The following is a 20,616-nucleotide window of genomic DNA, read 5'->3' on the forward strand; positions in this document are numbered from 1 at the left end:
AGCAGCACCGGAGAAGACACCATGTCAGACAGAACGAAGATCCTCGTGATCGAGGATGATCGTGATTCCAGCGATATGCTGCTGGAGATGCTCGGGATGGCCGACTACGAGGTGGAGCTCGCCCACACGGCGGACCAGGCGATCGCGGCGCTCACGGAGCGACGTTACGGGGCGGCCCTGCTCGATCTGAACGTGACGGGGGCGACGACGTCGGAGCTGATCGAGCGGCTCCGCGGGGTGCCGCAGAGGCCGCCCCTCGTGATCTTCTCGGCGCGCGTGCCGGACGACCTCCGGAGGGCGGCGGCGGAGCTCTCGGCGGCGGCTGTCATCCAGAAGCCGGCCAGCATGGACACGCTGCTGAACACGATGGAGCGCGTCGTTCGCCCTGCTGCGTGAGCGCCGCTGCGACGGGGCGCGACCTTGCTCTCCCACTCCCATCCCCCGACGAGGCGTACTGTGCCAGGACACGACATCATCACGATCGGGGCATCGGCGGGCGGCGTGGAGGCGCTGATCGCGCTCGTCGGGGGCCTGCCTTCGGGTCTACCAGCGTCGCTGTTCGTGGTCCTGCACTTGCCGCCGACGGCCCGGAGCGTGCTCCCGCAGATCCTGGAGCGGACGACCCCGATGCCCGTGGGGACCGCGGTCGACGGCGAGCCGATCGAGCGCGGGCGCATCTACATCGCGCCGGCGGACAACCACCTGATGCTCGACGAGGGCGTCGTGCGCGTGACGCGCACCGCGAAGGAGAACGGCCACAGGCCGGCGGTCGATCCGCTGTTCCGGAGCGCGGCCGAGGCGTACGGCGCGCGGGTGATCGGCGTGGTGCTCTCCGGCATGCGCGACTGCGGCACCGCCGGCCTGGTGGAGATCAAGCGCCGCGGCGGCATCGCCGTGGTCCAGGATCCGAGGGACGCCCTGTTTCCGGAGATGCCGCAGAGCGCGCTCGACAACGTGCCCGTGGATCACTGCGTCCCCCTGGCGCGCCTCCCGTCGCTGCTCGTCGATCTGGTGCATCAGAGGGCAGGAGAGGCGCCCGCGAAGGCGGAGTCGCCCCATGGACTGGTGGGGGAAAGGGTGGAGGCACCCGAGATTGAATTCACGTGTCCGGACTGCGGAGGCAACCTGACCCGCAACGGCGACGGCGCGATCCTCAGCTTCCGGTGCAAGGTCGGCCATCGGTACACCCCAGAGGGGCTGGAGAACGAGCAGGCGGAGGCGCTCGAGGCGGCGCTCTGGATCGCGCTCCGCACGATCGAGGACACAGCGGCGCTGGCGCAGCGGATGGCTTCGCGCGCGGAGGAGCGGAATCAGCTCAACGTGATGGCCCACTTCGAGGAGAAGGTCCGGGCGGCCGAGGAGCGGGGCGCCCTGGTGCGCCGCGCGCTGCTCGGCGCGGGCAGCGGGGATGGGATCACGGTGGGCCAGCCCTCGAGGCGCTCGTCGCCGCGGCTGAAGGGGTGAGCGCCGGCCGGTACGGGGGCGGCCCGGATCGGCGTGGCCAGCGCGACGCGCGCTGTGAGGAGCGCCGCGAAAAAATCTCGGGCGAGCGCGTAATGGCCAAGATGCTTAGTACTACAGCCGCGGTTAGGGAGCCGGGGCGCGTGCGAGCCGCCGGTTGCAGCGGCGCCGGTAGCAACAGGCGCGAGCCTGGGCGCGCTTTCGGCGTCGCCACCTCGACCATGCCCAGCGGAACTCGGGCGAATGGGCGGGCAGCGGAAGCACCAGCTCCATCAGGCGACGGACCTCGGGAACGCTCCAGGGCGCCAGCGTCGGCGGACCGTCGCTTTCTTCAGGCGCGGCGGGCTTTTTTTCCCCGGCGTGTCACGCGCCGTCTTCTGCATGGGCTCGGCGTTCTTCCCCGGCCCCGGGCGCGCCGCTTTGGGCACGAGCTCGGGGTTCATCGCCGGGGCGTACGGGAAGGTGCCCTCCGCGGGAAGCTTCGCGCGCACGGAAGCCAACCACGCCAGGGCCATCATCCCGAGCGTGATGTACCGATGCCAGCTCGGCCACGTGCGGACCTCGTAGTGGTCGAGGCCGACGTCGTCCTTGGCCTCCTCGAAGCACTGCTCGATCGTGTAGCGCGTGGAGGCAACGTGCGCGAGCGTTGTCAGCGGCGTGTCGGCTCCAGCGTTGGACAGGTAGTAGGCCACTTCCGACGGCTTCGAGACAGAGCGGCGGGCCAGTAGCCAGACCTCGTCGGTCGGCAAGCGCCGACGACTGTCGACGACGCGTGCGCGGGCCCAGTCGTACTCGATGGTTCCCTTCTCGCCTTGATGGACGGCAAGGCGACGCCATTGCTTCGGCGACCACTGCGCCACCACCTTCGCCACGGTGGAGGCGTGCGGTGAGCCCGGTGCAAGACGAGTGCGCGTGCGGAGCGGACCACGAGGGTGTTCGCGTTCGGTAGGGGGCTCCGCGACCGCAGGGCGCTGAGGCCACACCGGCGTGCTCGAGATGACCGCGAGAACATACCGATGGCCCTGTGCGGCGATGCCGTCGCGAAGCACGGGGTCGTCCCCGTAGACTTCGTCGCCGGTGACCCACGCCATCGGTACACCACGCTGCCAGGCCCCATGCAGCATCTGCATCGCCAGCTGCGGCTTGGTCTGGAACGCTACATCCTTCGGAACGTGAGCGTCCTGCCTCCGCTCCGGATCGCTGCACCACGATTCTGGCAAGTAAAGACGACGATCAAGGATCACGTGTCCACGTGGGCCGTTGTAGCTGAGGAACACACCGATCTGGCAGTTCTCGATCTTGCCTGCCGTCCCGCTGTATTGCCGCGCCACGCCGACGGACTTGGTCCCCTTCTTGAGGAAGCCCGTTTCGTCCAGTACGCCGATGCCCTGCGGATCGCCGAACTGCTCGATCGTGAAGTCCATCAACAGATCGCGTGCCGCATCCGCGCTCCAATCCGCGCTGTACATCAGCCGCTGCACGCGATCGGGCGTCGGGTCCCCGATGGCCTCGGCCAACTGCCAACCGTTCCGCCGCGCCGCCGGCCCCATCAACGAGCGCACGTACTTGATCGCCTGCTCGCGCGGCTCGCTGCGTGCGAACAGCGCCGCGAATCGCGCGTGAAATGCCTCGAAATCTGCCGCCAGCGTGTCCCGCGCGGCCGCTGCTGGCAGCTCGCTTGCCCCCGGATCCATGGGTGGATCCTGGGTCCAACCTGATCGATGTCGAGGTGCGGCTGTAGTATTAGCTAGGGGCCATGGATTTCACCGAGGTGATGAGCGAGCTCGAGCGGCTCGGCACCGAGCAGAACCGGAAGGTGTACCGGCGCCACGGGGCGACCGACCCGCTCTTCGGCGTGAGCTTCGCCCACATGAACGCGCTCACGAAGCGGATCAAGCGCGACCACGAGCTCGCCGAGGCGCTCTGGGCGACGGGCAACTCCGACGCGAGGTCGCTGGCGGCGGCGATCGCCGATCCGGGGCGCTTCACCCGGGAGCGGCTCGAGGCGTGGCTCGACGGCCTGCGCTCCCCGCTCCTCATCGACCTCTTCGTGAAGCACATCGCCCTGAAGACCCCGTTCGCCCGCGACGCGATGGAGCGCTGGACCGCCTCGGACGACGAGTGGATCGGCCGGGCGGGCTGGACCCTCGCCGGCGCGCTCGCGGCCGAGGACCCGTCGTTGCCCGACAGCGTGTTCGAGGAGCGGCTCTCGGCGATCGAGGCGTCGATCCACAGGGCGAAGAACCGCGCCCGCGAGGCGATGAACAGCGCGCTCATCTGCATCGGCGCGCGGAGCGAGCCGCTGCGCGGCAAGGCGCTCACGGCCGCGCGGCGCGTCGGCAGGGTCGAGGTCGACCATGGCGAGACGGCCTGCAAGACGCCCGACGCGATCGCGCAGATCCAGAAGCTGTGGGCCGCCCGGAAGCCGGCCGTCGCGCTCGCGGCGAAGCCGGCCAGGTCGGCCGCCGCGAGCCCCGGCAAGGCGCCCGCCGCCAAGCCCGGCAAGACCGCCGCGAGCCCCGGCAAGGCGCCCGCCGCCAAGCCCGGCAAGGCCGCGCGCCGGGGCTGATCCGGACGCGCGCGGCGCCCGCCGGCGGCGGCTCACGTCGGGTTCGCCGCCGCGATGGCCTCGGCGGGCGACCCGAGCAGCTCCGTGCGCGTGAGCCGCTCGACGACCTGGCGCGTCAGGAGCAGGTGGTCCTCCTCCTCGTGCAAGCGCTTCCTGAACGACGCCCTCGCCTCGTCGTCGTCCGCCTCGTCGGCGAGCTCGAGCAGGAGCTGCCAGCCGGAGTTGTCGACGAGCTCCGCGGTCAGCAGCGCGTGGAAGAGGTGGGCCGGGTTCTGGTCGCCGTCGAGCATCACCTGCTGGATGCCCTGCGACTCGATCGTGATCAGCCGCGACATCTCGGTCTCCCCGTGCGCGTCCCCGCCGAGCTCACGGATCCGCGCCTCGAGCCACTCCTCGTGCTCCTTCTCCTGGTCCCGGTACTCCCGGAGCTGGCCGAGCAGGCCCATCAGGCCCGGATCGGCCGAGCGGCCGATCTTCTCCACCATCGAGTCGTAGAGCCTGACGCTCGCCCGCTCGTACGTCAGCCGCTCGTTGAGCAGGTCGATGGCCTTCTCCTTGTTGCCCTGTGCAAGCTTCTGCATGGATGCCTCCGACCGGGGCAGATGCGATTCGCAGGCCGTCGCGCGGCGGAGATCGCAGGTCGGCGGGCGCGGCGGTCAGAGGTGCTCGGCCAGGTACTCCACGACGGCGCGGCTCGCGAACCGGCTCGCCACCGGCGACCGGTAGCCGTGCCGCTCGCCCGGGAACACGACCATGTCGAACCGCCTGTCGGCGGCCATGAGCGCCTCGATCATCCTGGCCGTGTGCGCGATGTGCACGTTCTCATCCATGAGCCCGTGCAGGAGGAGCAGCTTGCCGCGCAGGTTGGCCGCGTGCTTCGTGAGATCGGCCGCCTCGTACAGCGCGGCCGCCCTGTCCAGCAGCCCCATGTACCGCTCCGTGTAGCCCGTGTCGTAGAGCCGGAAGTCGCTCCCCGGCGACCCCGCCACGCCCACGTGGAACCGGTCCGGCGCCCTGAGCAGCGCGTGCAGGACCATCGTGCCGCCGTAGCTGTGGCCGTGGATGCCGACGCGGCCCGCGTCGACGTAGGGCAGCCTCTTCAGGAACTCGAGGCCCGCGATCTGGTCCACGAGCTCGACCTCGCCGAGCCGCCCGTGGATGGGCGCCTCGAACGCGCGCCCGCGGTTGGCCGAGCCGCGGTTGTCGAGCTGGAAGACGACCACCCCGCGGTCCGCGAGGTGGTTCCAGAGGAGGCGCGGCGACCACGAGTTGAAGACCGTCTGCACGCCGGGCCCGCCGTACACCATCACCACGACCGGGTAGCGGCGGCCGGGCTCGATCGTCCGCGGCGCGAGCAGCGCGCCGTACAGCGTGTCGCCGCTCTCGGCGCGCACCTCCACGATCTCGGGGGCGCGCAAGCCGAGCTCGGCGAGCTCCGGATCCACGGGCGCGGGCAGCTCGCCCAGCGCGGCGTTGCCGGCCCCCCGCACCGCGCCCTTCCACGGGCGACCCAGGGCCGAGTGGACGTCCACGTACCCCGGCCCCCTCGGCTCCACCGCGACGAAGTGCACCCCCGCCTCCGACGTGATCCGCTTCACCTCGCCGCCCTCGAGGGGCACGGTGTAGAGGTGCCGCTCGGTGGGGCCGTCCCTGGTGGCCACGAAGCGCGCCTCGCCGCGCTCCTCGTCCGGCGGCTCGAGCGAGGTGACGTCCCAGTCGCCCGCGGTGAGCTTCGCGAGCTCCGCGCCCGAGCCCGCGTCGCGCACGGTGATGTGCGTATGGCCGCTCGCGGCGGTCGCCCAGAGGAACCGCGGCGCGCGCTCGAGCAGGCGCATGTGCCCGAAGTCCACCCAGGTCGGCGAGGTCTCGGCGACGATCTCGACGGCCTGGCCCGAGCGCGCGTCCGCGCGCAGGAGCGCGAGGCGCTGCTGGTCGCGCGTCAGCGTCTGGAACCAGAGCGCCTTGCCGTCGGGCGCCCACGCGAACCGGCCGAGGTAGCGCTCCTGCTCGCCGCCTCTCCACTGGAGCCACGCCGTCCGCTTCGTCGCGAGGTCGAGGATCCCCGCCTTGACGCGGGGGTTCTTGCCGCCCACGCGCGGGTAGCGCTGCATCATGAGATCTTCCTGGCCGTCGCGGACCCCGAAGATCGGGACCTTCCCGACCTCCCGCTCGTCGACCTCGAGGTAAGCCACCCTGTCGCAGCCGGGGGAGATCCAGAATCCGCTCGGCTCCTCGAACTCCTCCTGTCCGTTGAAGTCGCTCTGCCCGCGCGACACCCCTTCTGGCGCCCCCCGGGTCAGCGCTGTCTCGCGGCGCGAAGCGACGTCGATCATGAAGAGCTCTCGCCCGCGGACGAACACGACGCGCTCGCCGCCGTCGCACACCTTCGGGTCGATCTCCGGCTCGGCCGTGTCGGTGAGCCGCACGACGGCGCCCGCCTTGTCGCGCAGGAAGAGGTCACCGCCGAAGGGGATGAGCATCACCGGCGCCCGCCTGGCCCAGGCATAGGCCGTGATCCCCCTCGAGAACATGCGCTGTCGCTCGCGCCGCAGCTCCTCCTCGCGCGAGAGCGGCCTCGTCTCCTTCAGCAGATCGCCCGAGGCGACGAGCTGCCGCGCCGCGCGCGACGCGGTGTCGAAGGCGAAGAGCGCCAGCTCCTGGCTCTCCGGCTGGCGCTGGAGGTAGGTGACCAGCTTGCCGTCGGGCGCGTGCTGGATCGCCCTCGGCAGCCTCGCGCCGAGCGGCGGTTGCCGGCCGAGGTGCGCGTACGTGACCCGGCTCGCCTCCGGGCCGGCGATGGCCGTCTTGCCCGCGGCGCCGCCCGCCGCCGGCGCCGCGCCACCCCCGCCCGGCTGGTCGCCTGTGCGCGCGGCCGGCGCGCCCGCCCTCACCGGCGGCGAGCCGCCCGGCGGGGCGCACCCGGCGGCCGAGGCGAGGACCAGCGACGCGAGCGACAACCACGTTGCGGCGAGCGGACTTCGCATGTCCGCGATCTCGCCCGTCGCCGCGGGGATGTCAAACAGCGATCTGCCTGCTGCGCGAGCGCGGCGATCAGCTCGCGATCCGCCGGAGCACGATGACCGGCCGGCCCGCGCCGCGGGAGCGCTCGATGTCCACCTTGCAGTCGAGCATCCAGTCGTTGTCCTCCTCGGGATCGGCGATGATCTGCTGCACCACCCACGATCCGCCGTCCTCGGCGGGGTGGATGATCGTGTTGCTCGGGCTCCGGGCCGCCGGGTCGGTGCGGATCGCGCTGTGCTCCGCGTGGAAGCCGCGGAGCGCCTCGTCCAGCTTCTCCGCCGTCCAGGGGGCCTCCTCGCCCTCCACCATCTCGGCGGCCACCTCGTAGTCGCGGCGGGACAGCGCGCGCAGGAAGAAGAACAGCTCGTTGCGGACGAGCACCGTGAAGTCCTTCGCGTTGCGCGTGATGTCGAACGCGCCCGGCTCCACGGCGGCGCCCGGGGCCCCGGCGCGCGGCTGGTACGACGGGTCGCGCAGCTTCTCCCACTCGTCGAGGAGGCTCGAGTCCACGCCGCGGATGAGCGCCCGGAAATACGCGATCATGTCGCCCGTGTCGGCGTCCTTCGCGTAGTCGGGGACGGTCTGGACCAGCGCCTTGTACACCTCGGAGACGTACCTGAGCAGGAGCCCCTCCGCCCGCTCCAGGTTGTACTCCCGGATGTACTCGCCGAACGACAGGTACTGCTCGTACATCTCGCGCGCCACGCCCTTCGGCCGGATGTTCTCCTGCCCGACCCAGGGGTGCCGGCGCGCGTAGTCGTTGAACGTGCCGTAGATGAACTCCGCGTTCGGCTTCGGATAGTCGAGCTTGTCGAGCTCCTCCATCCGCTGCTCGTACTCGACGCCTGCCGCCTTGAGCTCCGCGAGCTTCTCTGTCTTCAGGCGATCAAGCTGCTTTTGCAGGATGAGATCGGGGTTCTCGAGGATCGACTCGACCAGCGTCAGCAGATCGAGCGGATACGTGCCGCTCTCCGGATCCAGCTTGCCCACCGTCTCGAGCACGTAGAGCGAGAGCGCGTGGTTCAGGGAGAAATCCTCCTGGAGATCCGCGTTGATGCGGATGCGCTTGCCCGGGCCGTCTTCCTTCGGGACGAACTCGATGATGCGCGCCTCCACGAGGGAGCGGAACAGGAGCATCGCTGTCCTGCCGTGCTGGCGCCGGACCGCGGGCCGGTCGTGGGTGCTGCGGATGAGCCGCTTCAGCGCCTGACACCCGCCCTCCTCGCGCCCGAGCACGTTGACCAGCATGCCGTGCGTGACCTGGAACCGCGACACGAGCGGCTCGGGCGGCGACTGGATCAGCCGCTCGAACGTCTGCCGGTCCCAGGGCACATACCCCTTCTCCGGCGGCTTCTTCTTGACGATCTTCCGCCGCTTCGCCGGGTCGTTCCCCGCCTTCGCATCGAGCCGCATGTTCTCGATGACGTGCTCCGGCGCCTGCGCCACCACGCTCCCCTGCGTGTCGAAGCCCTTCCTGCCCGCGCGGCCGCTGATCTGCTGGAAGTCGCGCACGCTCAGGATCGCCGTCTTCTCGCCGTCGAACTTGCAGAGCTTCGTGAACAGCACCGTGCGGATCGGGATGTTGACCCCGACGCCCAGCGTGTCCGTGCCGCAGATGATCTTGAGGTGCCCCTGCTGCGCCAGCTTCTCGACCAGCAGCCGGTACTTCGGCAAGAGCCCCGCGTGGTGGAGCCCGATGCCGTGCTTGACGAACCGCTGCACCTCCCGGCCGTAGGGGCTGGAAAATTTCACCCCCGCGAGGGCGGCCGTGATCGCGCGCTTCTCCTCCTTGGTGCAGTAGTCCTGGCTCATCAGGTTCTGCGCCTCCTCGGCGCAGGCCCGCTGGGTGAAGCTCACGATGTAGATCGGCGCCTTGCCCGTCTTCACGAGGGTGGCGACGGTCTCGTGGAGCGGCGTCTCGCGGTACTCGAAGTCGAGCGGCACCGGGCGCACGGTCGACTTGATCACGGCGGTCTGCTCGCCCGTGAGCTTCGTGATCTCCTCCTGGAAGAACTCGGTGCCTCCGAGCGTGGCGCTCATGAGCAGGAACCTCGCCTGGGGCAGCGCGAGCAGCGGGATCTGCCACGCCGCGCCGCGATCGCGGTCCGAGTAGTAGTGGAACTCGTCCATGATCACGTAGTCGCAGAGCGCCTTCTCGCCCTCGCGGAGCGCGATGTTCGCGAGGATCTCCGCGGTGCAGCAGATGATCGGCGCGTCGCGGTTCACCGACGCGTCGCCGGTCAACATGCCCACGTTCTCGGGCCCGAAGTCGTTGCACAGCGAGAAGAACTTCTCGCTGACGAGCGCCTTGATCGGGCACGTGTAGTAGGACTTCATCCCCTCGGCCATCGCCTTGAAGTGCATGGCCGCCGCGACGAGCGACTTGCCCGAGCCGGTCGGGGTGTTGAGGATCACGTTCTTGCCGCCGAAGATCTCGAGGATCGCCTCCTCCTGCGCCGGGTAGAGCTCGAGTCCCCGCTCGGCCACGTAGTCGAGGAAGCCGCTCAGGAGATCGTCGGCGGTGAAGTCGTGGGGCGACGGCGGAAGGCGAGCGAAGAGCGGAGCGGCGGCTAGGTCCATGGCGGCTTCAGGGCGCCCTCCTGGGGCGCCCCCCTGCACAAGCCTGGTTCCGGGGGAAAATGCAAGCAAACTCCGCGATGTCCCGGTCGGAGGGCAGGGCCTCTCGCGGCCCCGGACGGAACGGATTTCAGGGCGAACCGGAGTCGCTGAACGGGGAAACCGAACGGGCCGCCATGCAGCCCGCACCGTCGGGCGATCGTGATAGCGTGGCCGGACGAAAGAGGGGGGACGCCGCGCCGCACGTCCGGGGGGAGGCACGTGAGCGCGCTGGCGGCCGGAATACCGGGACGGACAAGGAATGGGGGAGACCGCTGGAGAGCCGGGCTGGACGACGCGAGCGCCAGGCAGGGGGAGCGCGCAGATCGACCCGGCGACCGGGCGGTTCGTGCGCGTCAGCGGCGCGCTCTGCCGGCTGCTGGGCTACTCCGAGTGCGAGCTGCTGCAGAGGAGGCTGCCGGACCTGGCGCTGCCGGAGGACCGGACAGGCGCGACGGCCGCGTGGCGCTCGCTGATCGAAGCGGGCGCGGACGAGCTCACCTTCGAGATGCGCTGTCGCTGCAAGGACGGCAGCGCCCGCCGGCTCCAGGTGACGGGCGTCGTCCGTGACACCCGGGAGCAGCCTTGTCGCGCGGTGGTGTTCGTCGAGGACGTCACCGACCGCGGGCGCGCGGAGGAGCGGGCGCTCGCGGCGGAGCGGGCGCTCGGAGAGAGCGAGGCCACGCTGCGGAACCTCTTTTACAGCAACATGGCTCCGATGGGGTTCTGGATGCCCGACGGGCGGATCGTCGAGGCGAACGACGCGTATCTGCGGCTCGTGGGCCGCAGCCGGGAGGATCTCGCGGCCGGCCGGGTCCGCTGGGACGCCGACGTGCAGCCGGAGGAGCGCCCCGGCGACGGCCACGCCCTCGCGGAGCTGCTGTCGAGCCGGTGGACGTTCACGCCGTTCGAGAGGACGTATGCGCTGCCCGACGGCACGCGGATCGAGATGCTGGTGAGCGGCTGTCTGCTGCCCGGGGGGCGCTTCGAGGACGGCGGCTTCGTGTTCGCGCGCGACGTGACGGCGCTCCGGCAAACCGAGGAGGCTTTCCGGGAAGGCGAGCAGGTCTTCCGCGCCATCGGGGAATCCATCGATCATGGCATCTGGATCAGCGACCGCGAGGGCCGGAACGTCTATGCCAGCGAGGCGTACCTCCGGATGACGGGCCTGACCCAGGAGCAATGCGCAGGGTACGGGTGGATCGCCGCGGTCCACCCCGACGACCGGTACAAGCTGACGCTGTTCGACAAGTCCGCGCAGACGGGTGAGCCGATCGAGATCGAGGTCCGGTATATCGGCGCCGACGGCGCCGTCCACGCCACCCTCAACCGGGCCACGCCGGTCCGCGACAAGCAGGGCGAGTTCACCCGCTGGGTCGGCCTCTGCCTGGACATCAGCCGGCTCAAGCGCACGGAAGAAGCGCTGCGCGAGAGCGAGCGGCGGCTCCGCGCCGCGCTCGACGAGGCGCGGCGGGTCATCGCCGAGCGCGAACGCCTGGAGGCCGTGCTCCGCCGGAGCGAGCGGCAGCTCGAGCTGCTGATGGCGAACTCGCCCGACGTGATCTTCCGGCTCGACCTGGAGATGCGCTGCCTGTTCGCCACGTCGTCCATCGAGGCGATCACGGGGAAGCCGTCCGAGCAGTACATCGGCAGGACGGGCGCCGAGACCGGGCTCCCGGAGGCGATCTGCGAGGCCAGCGACGTCGCGTGCCGCGAGGCGATGGCGACGGGCAAGCAGCAGCGGATCGAGTTCGCCCTCGGCGAGCGGCGGTACCGGACGCGCTACATCCCCGAGCTCGGGCCCGACGGCGCGGTGGAGTCGTTCCTGGGGATATGCGAGGACGTCACCTCGGAGCGGCTGGCCGAGGAGGAGCGGCAGAAGCTGCTCGAGAGCGAGCGGGCCGCGCGCGACGAGGCGGAGCGCGTGAGCCGGGTCAAGGACGACTTCGTCGCGACGCTCTCGCACGAGCTGCGGTCGCCCATCAACGCCATCCTCGGCTGGGCGCGCATCCTGCGGAGCCGGGCGCAGGAGCCGCCGACGCTCGCGCGGGGGCTCGAGGTCATCGAGCGCAACGCGCGGCTCCAGTCCGACATGGTGTCGGAGCTGCTCGACATGAGCCGGATCGTCTCTGGCAAGCTGCGGCTCGACGTCATGTCGGTCGACCTGCCGGCGGTCATCCAGGGCGCGATCGAGTCGATCAAGCTCGCGGCCGAGTCCAAGGCGATCACGGTCGCCTCGAGCGTCGACCCGGAGGCGGCCGCGCTGCGGGGCGACCCGGCGCGCATCCAGCAGGTCGTCTGGAACCTCCTGTCGAACGCCGTGAAGTTCACGCCGACGGGCGGGCGGGTCGACATCGCGCTGCGGCGCGAGGGCGCGTTCGCCGAGGTGTCGGTGACCGACACGGGCGCGGGCATCGCCCCGCAGTTCCTCCCCCACCTGTTCGAGCGCTTCCGGCAGGCGGACGCGTCGTCGACGCGGCAGTATGGCGGGCTCGGCATCGGGCTCTCGATCGTGAAGCACCTGGTCGAGCTGCACGGCGGCACGGTGCAGGCCGGGAGCCGGGGCGTGGGCCAGGGCGCGACGTTCACGGTGCGGCTGCCGCTCGCCGGCGTCTCGCCGGAGGCGTCGGGCGAGGCGCAGCGGCCCGGCGAGCTGCGGGCCGAGGCGCTGGCCGACCCCCTGGGCGCGGAGCTCACCGGCGTGCGGGTGCTGGTTGTCGACGACCAGGCCGACGCGCGCGAGGTGGCGCAGCGCGTGCTGGAGGAGTGCGCGGCGCGCGTCACGACGGCGGGGTCGGCGGCCGAGGCGCTGGACGCGCTGGAGCGGGAGCGGCCCGACGTCCTCGTGAGCGACCTCGGGATGCCGGTCGAGGACGGCTTCCAGCTCATCCGGCGGGTGCGGGGCCTCGGCGCGGCGCGCGGCGGGTCGACGCCGGCCGTCGCGCTGAGCGCGCTAGCGCGGGCCGAGGACAGGGCGCGCGCGCTCGGCGCGGGGTACCAGGCGCACGTGGCCAAGCCGCTGGATCCCGCGGAGCTCGTGGGGGTGGTCGCGGCGCTCGTCCGGGGGCGGACGGGGGCGTGAGGTGGGTTGTTCCGGGGGACGGGGGATGAGGGCGGTTGTTCCGGCGGGGATCTTTGGATAGGGAGACGTCTTGACCGCGTCGTCGCGGGTGAGGTCGCGAGCAGGCCATGGTCCAGCAGATTTCCGTGAAAGAGCTCTTTCTGAAGCTGAAGGCGAGAGAGCCCGTGGTCCTCCTCGACGTGCGCACGCCCGGCGAGCACGAGATCGCCGCGCTGCCGGGCAGCACGCTGATCCCGCTGGACGAGCTCACCGAGCGCGCGGACGAGGTCGCGCCCGGCGAGGGCGCGCTGATCGTCGCGTACTGCCATCACGGCGTCCGGAGCCTCTCGGCCGCCGCGATCCTCGAGAAGCTCGGCCACGAGCGCGTCGCGTCGCTCCAGGGCGGCATCGACGCGTGGTCGATCCACATCGACGAGAGCGTCCCGCGGTACTGACGGGCGCCGGGGGGCGCGCGGACGGGCGCGGCCTTCCGCGCGGGGCGCCTCGCGCGCGGCTCAGTTGAGCGCGGGGCCGCCGAGCCGGAAGTAGAGCCGCCGGCCTGCGCCGCACGCGCTGCAGACGACCTTCGCGACGCGCAGCCGGGCGCCCTCGAGCGTCTCGGCCGTGTGGTCCTCGACGCGCAGGGCGCCGCGGCAGCGCGGGCACGGGATCGACCGCGCCGCCACCTCGACCTGCGAGGCCGCGTCGAGCGCGATCGCTCGCCCCGGGGTGTGCCCCGGCTCGAGCAGCGTGAGGCGCTCGAGGTCCCGGGTGAGCTTCTCCGCGTCGCGGTCTCCCGCGCGCCGGGCGGCGCGCGCCGAGAGCTTCTTCTTCGCCATGCGCAGGTCTACCTGTCGTCGAGGATCGGTGGCGTGATGTCAGGGGGCGCCGGCGCCCTGGGCGGGCGCGCGCCGCTGCCGGACGGCGCGGGCGTCGGGTGCGCCGAGGGGAACGGCCTGGGCCGCACCACCCTTGGCCGGTGCTCCGGGGCCGCCACAGCGCCGTGAGGCAGCGCCGACGCCGTCGGGACGGCGGCGCGCCCGGGATCCGCGGGGGCGGGCGCCGGGGTGCCCGGCGCGGGATCGGCCGTGCCGAGGGGGGCGAGCGACGAGGCCTGGGCGGGCGCCTGCGAGGCCGTGCCGGGCTGCAAGACGACGGCGGGCGGCTTCGCTGCGGTGCGCGACCAGAGCGTCGCCCCGACCGCGACAACGGCGGTCAGGAGGGCGCCCGCGGCGATCCGCGCGACCGCCCGGCGGCGCTTGCGCAGCATGATCGAGCTCTGCTGCCCGGGGCGGCGCTCGGTGACGACGGGCACGCTCCCGCCTGTCTCATCGTCCTCGGATGCCTGCCACGACCCGAGCAGCCTGTACATCAGCGGCAGCGTGGGACCGTCGTCGCGCGCCATCGTCAGCGTGGGGCCGTCCTCGCGCTCCATCGTCAGCGTGGGCCCGTCCTCGCGCTCCATCGTCAGCGTGGGCCCGTCCTCGCGCTCCATCGTCAGCGTGGGGCCCTCGTCGCTGGAGACGGGGACGGAGCTGCGCTCGACCAGCGCGGCGTCGCGGCCGTGGAGGTGCTCGACCACCGTGCCCGGGCTGGGCATGGTGATCACGTGATCGCCGCCGGGCGGGGCGACCGTCGTGGCGCGGCGGCTCGCCCTCCCGCCGGGCTCCTCGTCGGCGCCGGGGTGCGGCCATGTCGACGAGGCGCCCTTCAGGGCCACCACGTCGGCGGCCGCGGTGACGGCGGCGGCGTCGTACCGTGGCGTCGGGGGCGGCAGCGACGGGAAGGCCTTGCCCGCGGCGATCGCCTCGATCTGGTCGAGCGCGCGCGCGGAGTGCTCCGTGCCGTAGGGGGCGAGCGCGCGCGACAGCTCGACGACGCTCTGGATACGCCGCTGCACGTCCTTCTCGAGGCAGCCCAGGATGACGTCCTCGAGGTGGGCGGGCAGCTCCCACCGGTGCACGCGCGGCGGCGTTGCCGGCTCGGTGACGATGGCCACGAAGAGCGCCGAGATGGAGGGCGCCTCGAACGGGAAGCGCGCCGTGAGGAGCTGGTAGAGGATGATCCCGAGCGACCAGACGTCGCTGCGGGCGTCGACGTCCTTGGTGCTGCGGACCTGCTCGGGCGACATGTAGCAGGGGGAGCCGAGCATCATCTCGGACGCGGTGAGCTTGCCGTCCTGCTCGGCGGCGTCGTCGGCCGACTTGGAGAGGCCGAAGTCGAGCACCTTGACGAGGGGGACGCCGCTCGCGCCCGACGTGAGGAACAGGTTTCCCGGCTTCAGGTCGCGGTGGACGATGCCGCGCGCGTGCGCCTCGGCGACGGCCTCGCAGCTCTGGAGCACGTAGTCGACCGCCTCGGAGACGGCCAGCGGGCCGCGCGCGTCGAGCACCTGCTGGAGGTCGCGGCCGCGCAGGTACTCCATGACCAGGTACGGGAGGCCGGCCTCGGCTGTGCCCACGTCGATGACGCGCGCGACGTGCTCGCTCCGGATCGCCGCGGCGGCGCGCGCCTCGCGCAGGAAGCGGGCGCTCGCGCCCGGGAAGTCCTTGGCCCGCGGGAGGAGGAACTTGACCGCGACGCGCTGGCGCAGCGACACGTGCTCCGCGGCGAAGACGGCGCCCATGGAGCCTCGACCCAGGCTGCGCTCGAGGCGGTATCTCTGCGCGAAGACCTCACCTATCTGTGGGATGCCTGCGGCCGATGCGAGCGCATCCGGCTTCATGGCCCGACCTCCATCCAGCGCACTATAGCCGCAACGGCATCAAGGTTGATGCCAAGATGCGAGCGCCGGGGCCCGGGGGTGGAGCCAGCGAAAATGCGGGGGCAGCGGAATGCGCTCGCCGCTGTCGTGTCCGTCGCGTGCGTGAACGCGTGCGCGCGTGGCGCATCTTCTGCACCGCAGCCCTGAGCTTGCTCGCGGAGGGCGTGCAGGAGGGGAATCGATCGAGCGCGTCGAGGGGTGGACGATCTCGGAGGGTCGCTGACAGGCGGGCGCCTCGCCGACAGGCATCCTGGCGCCGCGACACAACGCCTCCCGCGCGCGGCAGGCCCCGCGTGACGCCGCGACACGCATCCCGCGGGGCCTTCCGGCGGCCGCGCCGCGACGACAGCGCGACAGCGCGACCGCCTGACGCGCCCCGCGCACCGCCAGGCCAGCTCGCTGCAGCGCGGGCGCAGCCCGCTGCAAAGCGCCCCCACGCGGCCGGCGCCTGTGCTCTGATCCAGCAGAGCGCCTGCGGCCCGCCTCCTGCTGGCCGCCGCGCCGGCGCGGCGGCACGAGACCGCGCGCACGAGCCGAGCCCATGCAGACCTTGCGGCAGCTCAACCCCCCGGGTGCACCGTGAACGGAAGCGCCGGCGCGACCCGCGTCGCGCTCCCGCCCCCCGCCACAGCGACGAACGCCCCGGCGGCGGCGCGCGGGCTCGCCGTCCCGAGGTGGGCGGGCGTCTGGCCCGTGGCCGCGCTCTGGATGATCCCGGTGCTCGTCACGAGCACGCAGACCTACCTCCTCCTCCAGCACAAGCAGGAGCGTCACCTCTCGTTCCTCGCCGCGCTCGTGTGGCAAGGGCTGCCCTGGCTCTTCTGGGCGCTGATGACGCCCGCGATCGCCTGGCTCGGCCGCAGGTACCCGCTGGAGCGCAGGGCCTTCCCGAAGAACGTCGCTGTGCACCTGATCGCGAGCCTGGCCATGGCCCCGGGCCACGTCGCGATCAGCACGCTCACGGGGCGGCTCATCGGCCAGGAGTCCTACGTGAAGGCGCCGTTCCTCGAGGTCTTCAGCAAGATCATCAGCGTCTACCTCGACGTCGAGCTGGTCATCTACTGGGGGATCCTCGCGATCGTCCACGCCGCCGATTACCACCGCAAGTACCGGGAGCGCGCGCTCGCGGCCGCGCAGCTCGAGACGAAGCTCGTCCAGGCGGAGCTCCAGGCGCTCAAGATGCAGCTCCACCCGCACTTCCTGTTCAACACGCTCCACGCGATCGCCGTCCTCGTGCGAAAGCAGGAGACGCAGGCCTCGGTCCGGATGATCACCGGCCTGAGCGAGCTGCTCCGGATGGCGCTCGAGAGCGCGGGCAAGCAGATCGTGCCGCTCAAGCAGGAGCTCGATTTCCTCGACCGCTACCTCGAGATCGAGAAGACCCGCTTCCAGGACCGCCTGACCGTGCGCACGGACGTCGCCTCCGAGGCGCTCGACGCCGAGATACCGAACCTCATCCTGCAGCCGATCGTCGAGAACGCGATCCGCCACGGCATCGCCCCGCGCGCCTCGTCGGGGAGCGTGACGATCGCGGCCCGGCGCGAGGATGACTGGCTCGTCGTGGAGGTGACCGACGACGGCAAGGGGCTCTCGGAGAGCTGGGCCGGCGAGGCCAGCGAGGGGACGGGGCTCGGCAACATGCGCGCGCGGCTCCGGCAGCTCTACCCGGGCGACCACCGGCTCACGATCGCGCGGCGCCCGGAGGGGGGCGTCCTCGTGACGGTGGCGGTCCCGTTCCGGCCGGCGCACGCGCACGCGAGCCCGCAGGAGGAGCGGCGCGCGCATGGATAGCCCCGGGGCGATCCGCGCCGTCATCGTGGACGACGAGCCGCTCGCGCGGGAGGGGATCCGCATGCTGCTCGCGGGCGATCCGGAGGTCGCGATCGCCGCCGAGTCCGGCGACGGGCCGGGCGCGCTCGAGCTCATCCGGCGGCTGCGGCCCGACCTCGTGTTCCTGGACGTGCAGATGCCCGAGATGAACGGCTTCGAGGTGATGGCGTCGCTGCCGCCCGGCGAGCTCCCCGCCGTGATCTTCGTGACCGCGTTCGACCGCTACGCGCTGCGCGCCTTCGAGGTCCACGCCCTCGACTACCTCCTGAAGCCGTTCGACGACGACCGCTTCTACGACGCCCTCCGCCGCGCGAAGGCCCACCTCCGGCTCTCGCGGATGAGCGATCTGAGCCAGCGCCTCCTCTCGCTCCTGCAGAGCTACGGCGACCCCGCGGCGGCGGCGGCCGCGGCCCGCGCGCGGGAGGGCGCCGCCGCCGGCTCGGAGCCGCCCGCCGCCGGGCCCCCGCGGCGGCTCGCGATCAAGGACGGGTGCCGCGTGGTCTTCCTCAGCGTCGACGAGATCGACTGGATCGAGGCGGCGGACTACTACGTCCAGATCCACGCCGGCGGGAAGAGCTACCTCCACCGCGAGACGATGAACAGCGTCGAGGGCAAGCTGGATCCGGCGCGCTTCGTGCGGATCCACCGCTCGGCGATCGTGAACCGCGACAGGATCAAGGAGCTCCGCACGCAGGGGCGCCGGGAGACGGTCGTCGTCCTGGCCGGGGGCGCGGAGCTCAAGGTGGCGCGGAGCCACCGGGAGAAGCTGTCGGCGCTGCGGTGAGGCGGCACCGCCGGGTGCCTCGCTCCCCCGCCGAGGCGCTAAGCTCTCCCCATGCACCCGATCCCCTCCCCGGCGCGCGCCCGTCGCGCAGCGCAGCCCCTCGCAGCGGAGCCCGCGCGGCTCCGCGCGCGGTGACGCCATGCCCTCCACCCGCTTTCGCGCCGGCCTCGGCCGGCCCGGCGCGCCGCCCGGCGAGATCGCCTGGTTCGCGTTCCGCGGCGACGAGCTCCTCGTCCGCGCGCCGATCGACGGCGGCGGCGATCTCTTCGACGTCCCTGTCGCCGCCGACCTCGCCGACCTCGGCGTCCCCGTCGTGCGCGCGCAGCCGCTCGGGGAGCTCGACGGGCGCCCCTGCCGCTCCGCCGAGCTCGCGCCGGGCGCTCCGGCGCCCGAGGGGCACGCGTACGTCTCGCTGCGGCGCCTTCACGGGCGCATCGATCCGGAGCTGTTCGACGTCGCGGGCACGGCGTACCAGGTGCAGCACTGGGACCGGGCCCACCAGTACTGCGCGGCGTGCGGCGCCGAGCTCGAGAGCGGGCAGGACGAGCGGGTCAAGCGCTGCGCCCGCTGCGCCAGCAGCTACTTCCCGCGGATCACGCCCGCGACCATCGTGCTGGTCGAGGACGGCCCGCGCATCCTGATGACGCGGCAGGCGCGGTTCCCCGCGGGCATGTACGGCCTCGTCGCCGGCTTCGTCGAGCCGGGCGAGACGCTGGAGGCGTGCGTCGCGCGCGAGGTCCACGAGGAGACCGGCGTCGACGTCGCCGACATCGCCTATTTCGGCAGCCAGCCCTGGCCCTTCCCTCACCAGATGATGGTCGGCTTCACGGCGCGCTACGCGGGCGGCGAGCTCCGCGTCGACACGCGCGAGCTGGAGGACGCGCGCTGGTTCCACCGCGACGCGCTGCCGCTGCTGCCGCCGCCGCTCAGCATCGCCCGGAAGCTCATCGAGGCCTGGCTCGCGCGGCCCGCGGGGCGGTGATCCCGGCGCGGCGCCGCGTACCGGCCCTCCCGCGACAGCGCCGGGGCGGCGCCCCTCAGACGCGGCGCAGCTTCCAGGCGCCGCGGCGGAACATGATCCCGCCCGCGATCGCGATCGTCGAGAACGCCACCGCGATCGCGATGAAAACGCCCAGCGGCCCGAGCCCCGCGGCGTGCGCCAGGCCCCACCCGAGCGGGATCTCCCACAGCCAGAAGCAGACGAGGTGCAGCATCGTGGGCGTCCAGGTGTCGCCGGCGCCGTTGAACGCCTGCGCGAACACGATGCCGAAGCCGTAGAAAAGGAACCCGCTCGCCACGACCCGCAGCGCCTGCGTCCCGTACCGGAGCACCTCCGCGTCGTCCGTGAACGCGCCGATGATGGCGCCGGCGCCCACAGCGAAGACAAGGCCGATCGCGCCGAGCATGATCGTTGTCCAGAGGCCCGCGCGGTAGACAGCGGCCTCTGCCCGGTCGGGGCGGCCCGCGCCGAGGTTCTGCCCCACCATCGTCGCGCCGGCGTTCGCGAGCCCGAACGCCGGCAGGATCGCGAACACGATGAGCCGCATCCCGATCGTGTAGCCGGCGAGCGCCGCGCTCCCGAACGGGGCCAGGATGCGCACCATGCCGATCCAGCTCGCGGTGCTGATGACCGCCTGGAAGGCGCCGTTCGCGAAGAGGCGGACCAGGGCCGCGAGCGCCTTCGGGTCGGGGACGAGGTGCCGCGCCTGCAGCTTCACCCGGCCGCCGCCGCGCGCGAGCAGGAACACCTGCAGCGCCACGCCGCTCCCGCGGCCGAGCGTCGTCCCCACGGCCGCGCCGGCCACGCCGAGCTCCGGGAACGGGCCGAGGCCGAAGATGAAGCACGGGCCGAGCGCCATGTTGAGCGCGTTCGAGAGCCAGAGCACCCGCATCGACAGCGCCGCGTCGCCGGCCCCCCGGAAGACCGCGTTGATGACGAACAGCATCATGATCGTCGCGTTGCCGAGCAGCATGATCGTGGCGAACGGCGCGCCGACCGCGATCACCCCGGCGGACGCCCCCAGCGCCGCGAGCAGCCGCGGCGCGAGCAGGGCGCCGACCCCCGCGATGGGCAGCGAGATGAGCAGGCCGAGCACGATCGCCTGCCCCGCCATGGCGGCCGCCTCTTCGGGGCGCCCCTCGCCGATCCGCCGCGCGACGGTCGCGGACGCGGCCACCGCGAGGCCCATCCCCAGGGCGTATACAACCGAGAGGAGCGACTCCGTGAGGCCCACGGCGGCGACCGCATCGGCGCCGAGGCGCGACACCCAGAAGACGTCGACGACGACGAAGAGCGACTCCATGAGCATTTCCATGACCATCGGGATCGCGAGCAGGGCGATCGCCCTGTCGATGGATCCCGTGGTGAAGTCGTGCTCACCGCCGCGGACCGCGTCGCGGAGCGTCGACAAGACGCCGGCGCCGCGGCGGGAGCCGGGCGCGGGCGGCGAGGGCGCAGCGGCGTCGGCGCGCAGGTCGCGGGCAGGTGGCGTGGCGTGGTCGCGCATGAA

The 20,616-nt window shown here is 72.2% G+C and carries 14 protein-coding genes and 1 pseudogene; 8 read left to right on the forward strand and 7 right to left on the reverse strand.

Going from position 1 to position 20,616, the window contains the following annotated elements:
* Positions 1-21 precede the first annotated feature (21 nt).
* Together WMF42_RS22415 and WMF42_RS22420 are read left to right on the forward strand one after the other, a co-directional pair.
* Positions 22-396, forward strand: coding sequence for a response regulator (locus WMF42_RS22415; RefSeq protein WP_437694172.1), 375 nt, complete (start codon positions 22-24; stop codon positions 394-396).
* Between the two features lie 60 nt (positions 397-456).
* Positions 457-1,464, forward strand: coding sequence for a chemotaxis protein CheB (locus tag WMF42_RS22420; RefSeq protein ID WP_437694174.1), 1,008 nt, complete (start codon positions 457-459; stop codon positions 1,462-1,464).
* Positions 1,465-1,733: 269 nt separating this feature from the next.
* Here the strand turns inward: WMF42_RS22420 and WMF42_RS22425 are convergent, their stop codons facing one another.
* Positions 1,734-3,155 carry an IS701 family transposase gene (locus tag WMF42_RS22425; RefSeq protein WP_437685721.1) on the reverse strand — a complete coding sequence of 474 codons (1,422 nt, stop codon included), beginning with the start codon at positions 3,153-3,155 and terminating at the stop codon, positions 1,734-1,736.
* Positions 3,156-3,217: 62 nt separating this feature from the next.
* On the opposite strand from WMF42_RS22425, the pseudogene WMF42_RS22430 reads away from it, so the two are divergent.
* A pseudogene (locus WMF42_RS22430) lies at positions 3,218-3,868 on the forward strand (DNA alkylation repair protein); the annotation flags it as partial.
* Positions 3,869-4,062: 194 nt separating this feature from the next.
* On the opposite strand, the gene WMF42_RS22435 reads toward WMF42_RS22430, so the two are convergent.
* From WMF42_RS22435 to WMF42_RS22445, 3 genes are all read right to left on the reverse strand, one after another.
* Positions 4,063-4,611, reverse strand: a complete 549-nt coding sequence (locus WMF42_RS22435) for a ferritin-like domain-containing protein (RefSeq protein WP_437694176.1) — start codon at positions 4,609-4,611, stop codon at positions 4,063-4,065.
* Between the two features lie 75 nt (positions 4,612-4,686).
* Entirely contained in the window at positions 4,687-7,014 is a 2,328-nt protein-coding gene (locus WMF42_RS22440) for an alpha/beta fold hydrolase (protein ID WP_437694178.1), read from the reverse strand.
* 67 nt (positions 7,015-7,081) lie between these two features.
* A complete protein-coding gene (locus tag WMF42_RS22445) occupies positions 7,082-9,631 on the reverse strand; it encodes a DEAD/DEAH box helicase (RefSeq protein WP_434048746.1) in 2,550 nt (849 codons plus the stop codon).
* A 298-nt stretch (positions 9,632-9,929) separates the two neighbouring features.
* On the opposite strand from WMF42_RS22445, the gene WMF42_RS22450 reads away from it, so the two are divergent.
* Complete coding sequence (locus tag WMF42_RS22450; protein WP_437694180.1) at positions 9,930-12,749, forward strand: hybrid sensor histidine kinase/response regulator; 2,820 nt, start codon at positions 9,930-9,932, stop codon at positions 12,747-12,749.
* Positions 12,750-12,856: 107 nt separating this feature from the next.
* Positions 12,857-13,183 (forward strand): rhodanese-like domain-containing protein, encoded by a 327-nt coding sequence (locus tag WMF42_RS22455; protein ID WP_437694182.1) that lies wholly within the window; start codon positions 12,857-12,859, stop codon positions 13,181-13,183.
* Positions 13,184-13,243: 60 nt separating this feature from the next.
* Here WMF42_RS22455 and WMF42_RS22460 read toward each other — a convergent pair whose 3' ends face one another.
* Both WMF42_RS22460 and WMF42_RS22465 read right to left on the reverse strand, forming a co-directional pair.
* Entirely contained in the window at positions 13,244-13,567 is a 324-nt protein-coding gene (locus tag WMF42_RS22460; protein WP_437694184.1) for a hypothetical protein, read from the reverse strand.
* A gap of 8 nt (positions 13,568-13,575) precedes the next feature.
* Positions 13,576-15,453 (reverse strand): serine/threonine-protein kinase, encoded by a 1,878-nt coding sequence (locus WMF42_RS22465; RefSeq protein WP_437694186.1) that lies wholly within the window; start codon positions 15,451-15,453, stop codon positions 13,576-13,578.
* Positions 15,454-16,071: 618 nt separating this feature from the next.
* On the opposite strand from WMF42_RS22465, the gene WMF42_RS22470 reads away from it, so the two are divergent.
* The 3 genes from WMF42_RS22470 (at position 16,072) to nudC (ending at position 19,088) form a co-directional block, all read left to right on the forward strand.
* Positions 16,072-17,283, forward strand: coding sequence for a sensor histidine kinase (locus WMF42_RS22470; RefSeq protein WP_061607134.1), 1,212 nt, complete (start codon positions 16,072-16,074; stop codon positions 17,281-17,283).
* Positions 17,276-18,106 carry a LytR/AlgR family response regulator transcription factor gene (locus WMF42_RS22475; protein WP_434048753.1) on the forward strand — a complete coding sequence of 277 codons (831 nt, stop codon included), beginning with the start codon at positions 17,276-17,278 and terminating at the stop codon, positions 18,104-18,106. Before WMF42_RS22470 ends, WMF42_RS22475 begins: the two co-directional genes overlap by 8 nt.
* Positions 18,107-18,245: 139 nt before the next feature.
* Entirely contained in the window at positions 18,246-19,088 is an 843-nt protein-coding gene (nudC, locus tag WMF42_RS22480; RefSeq protein WP_437694189.1) for an NAD(+) diphosphatase, read from the forward strand.
* 55 nt (positions 19,089-19,143) lie between these two features.
* Here nudC and WMF42_RS22485 read toward each other — a convergent pair whose 3' ends face one another.
* Positions 19,144-20,613 carry an MATE family efflux transporter gene (locus WMF42_RS22485; RefSeq protein WP_437694191.1) on the reverse strand — a complete coding sequence of 490 codons (1,470 nt, stop codon included), beginning with the start codon at positions 20,611-20,613 and terminating at the stop codon, positions 19,144-19,146.
* Positions 20,614-20,616: the final 3 nt, after the last annotated feature.

Source organism: Sorangium sp. So ce176, assembly GCF_051519835.1.
Classification (GTDB): domain Bacteria; phylum Myxococcota_A; class Polyangia; order Polyangiales; family Polyangiaceae; genus Sorangium; species Sorangium cellulosum_G.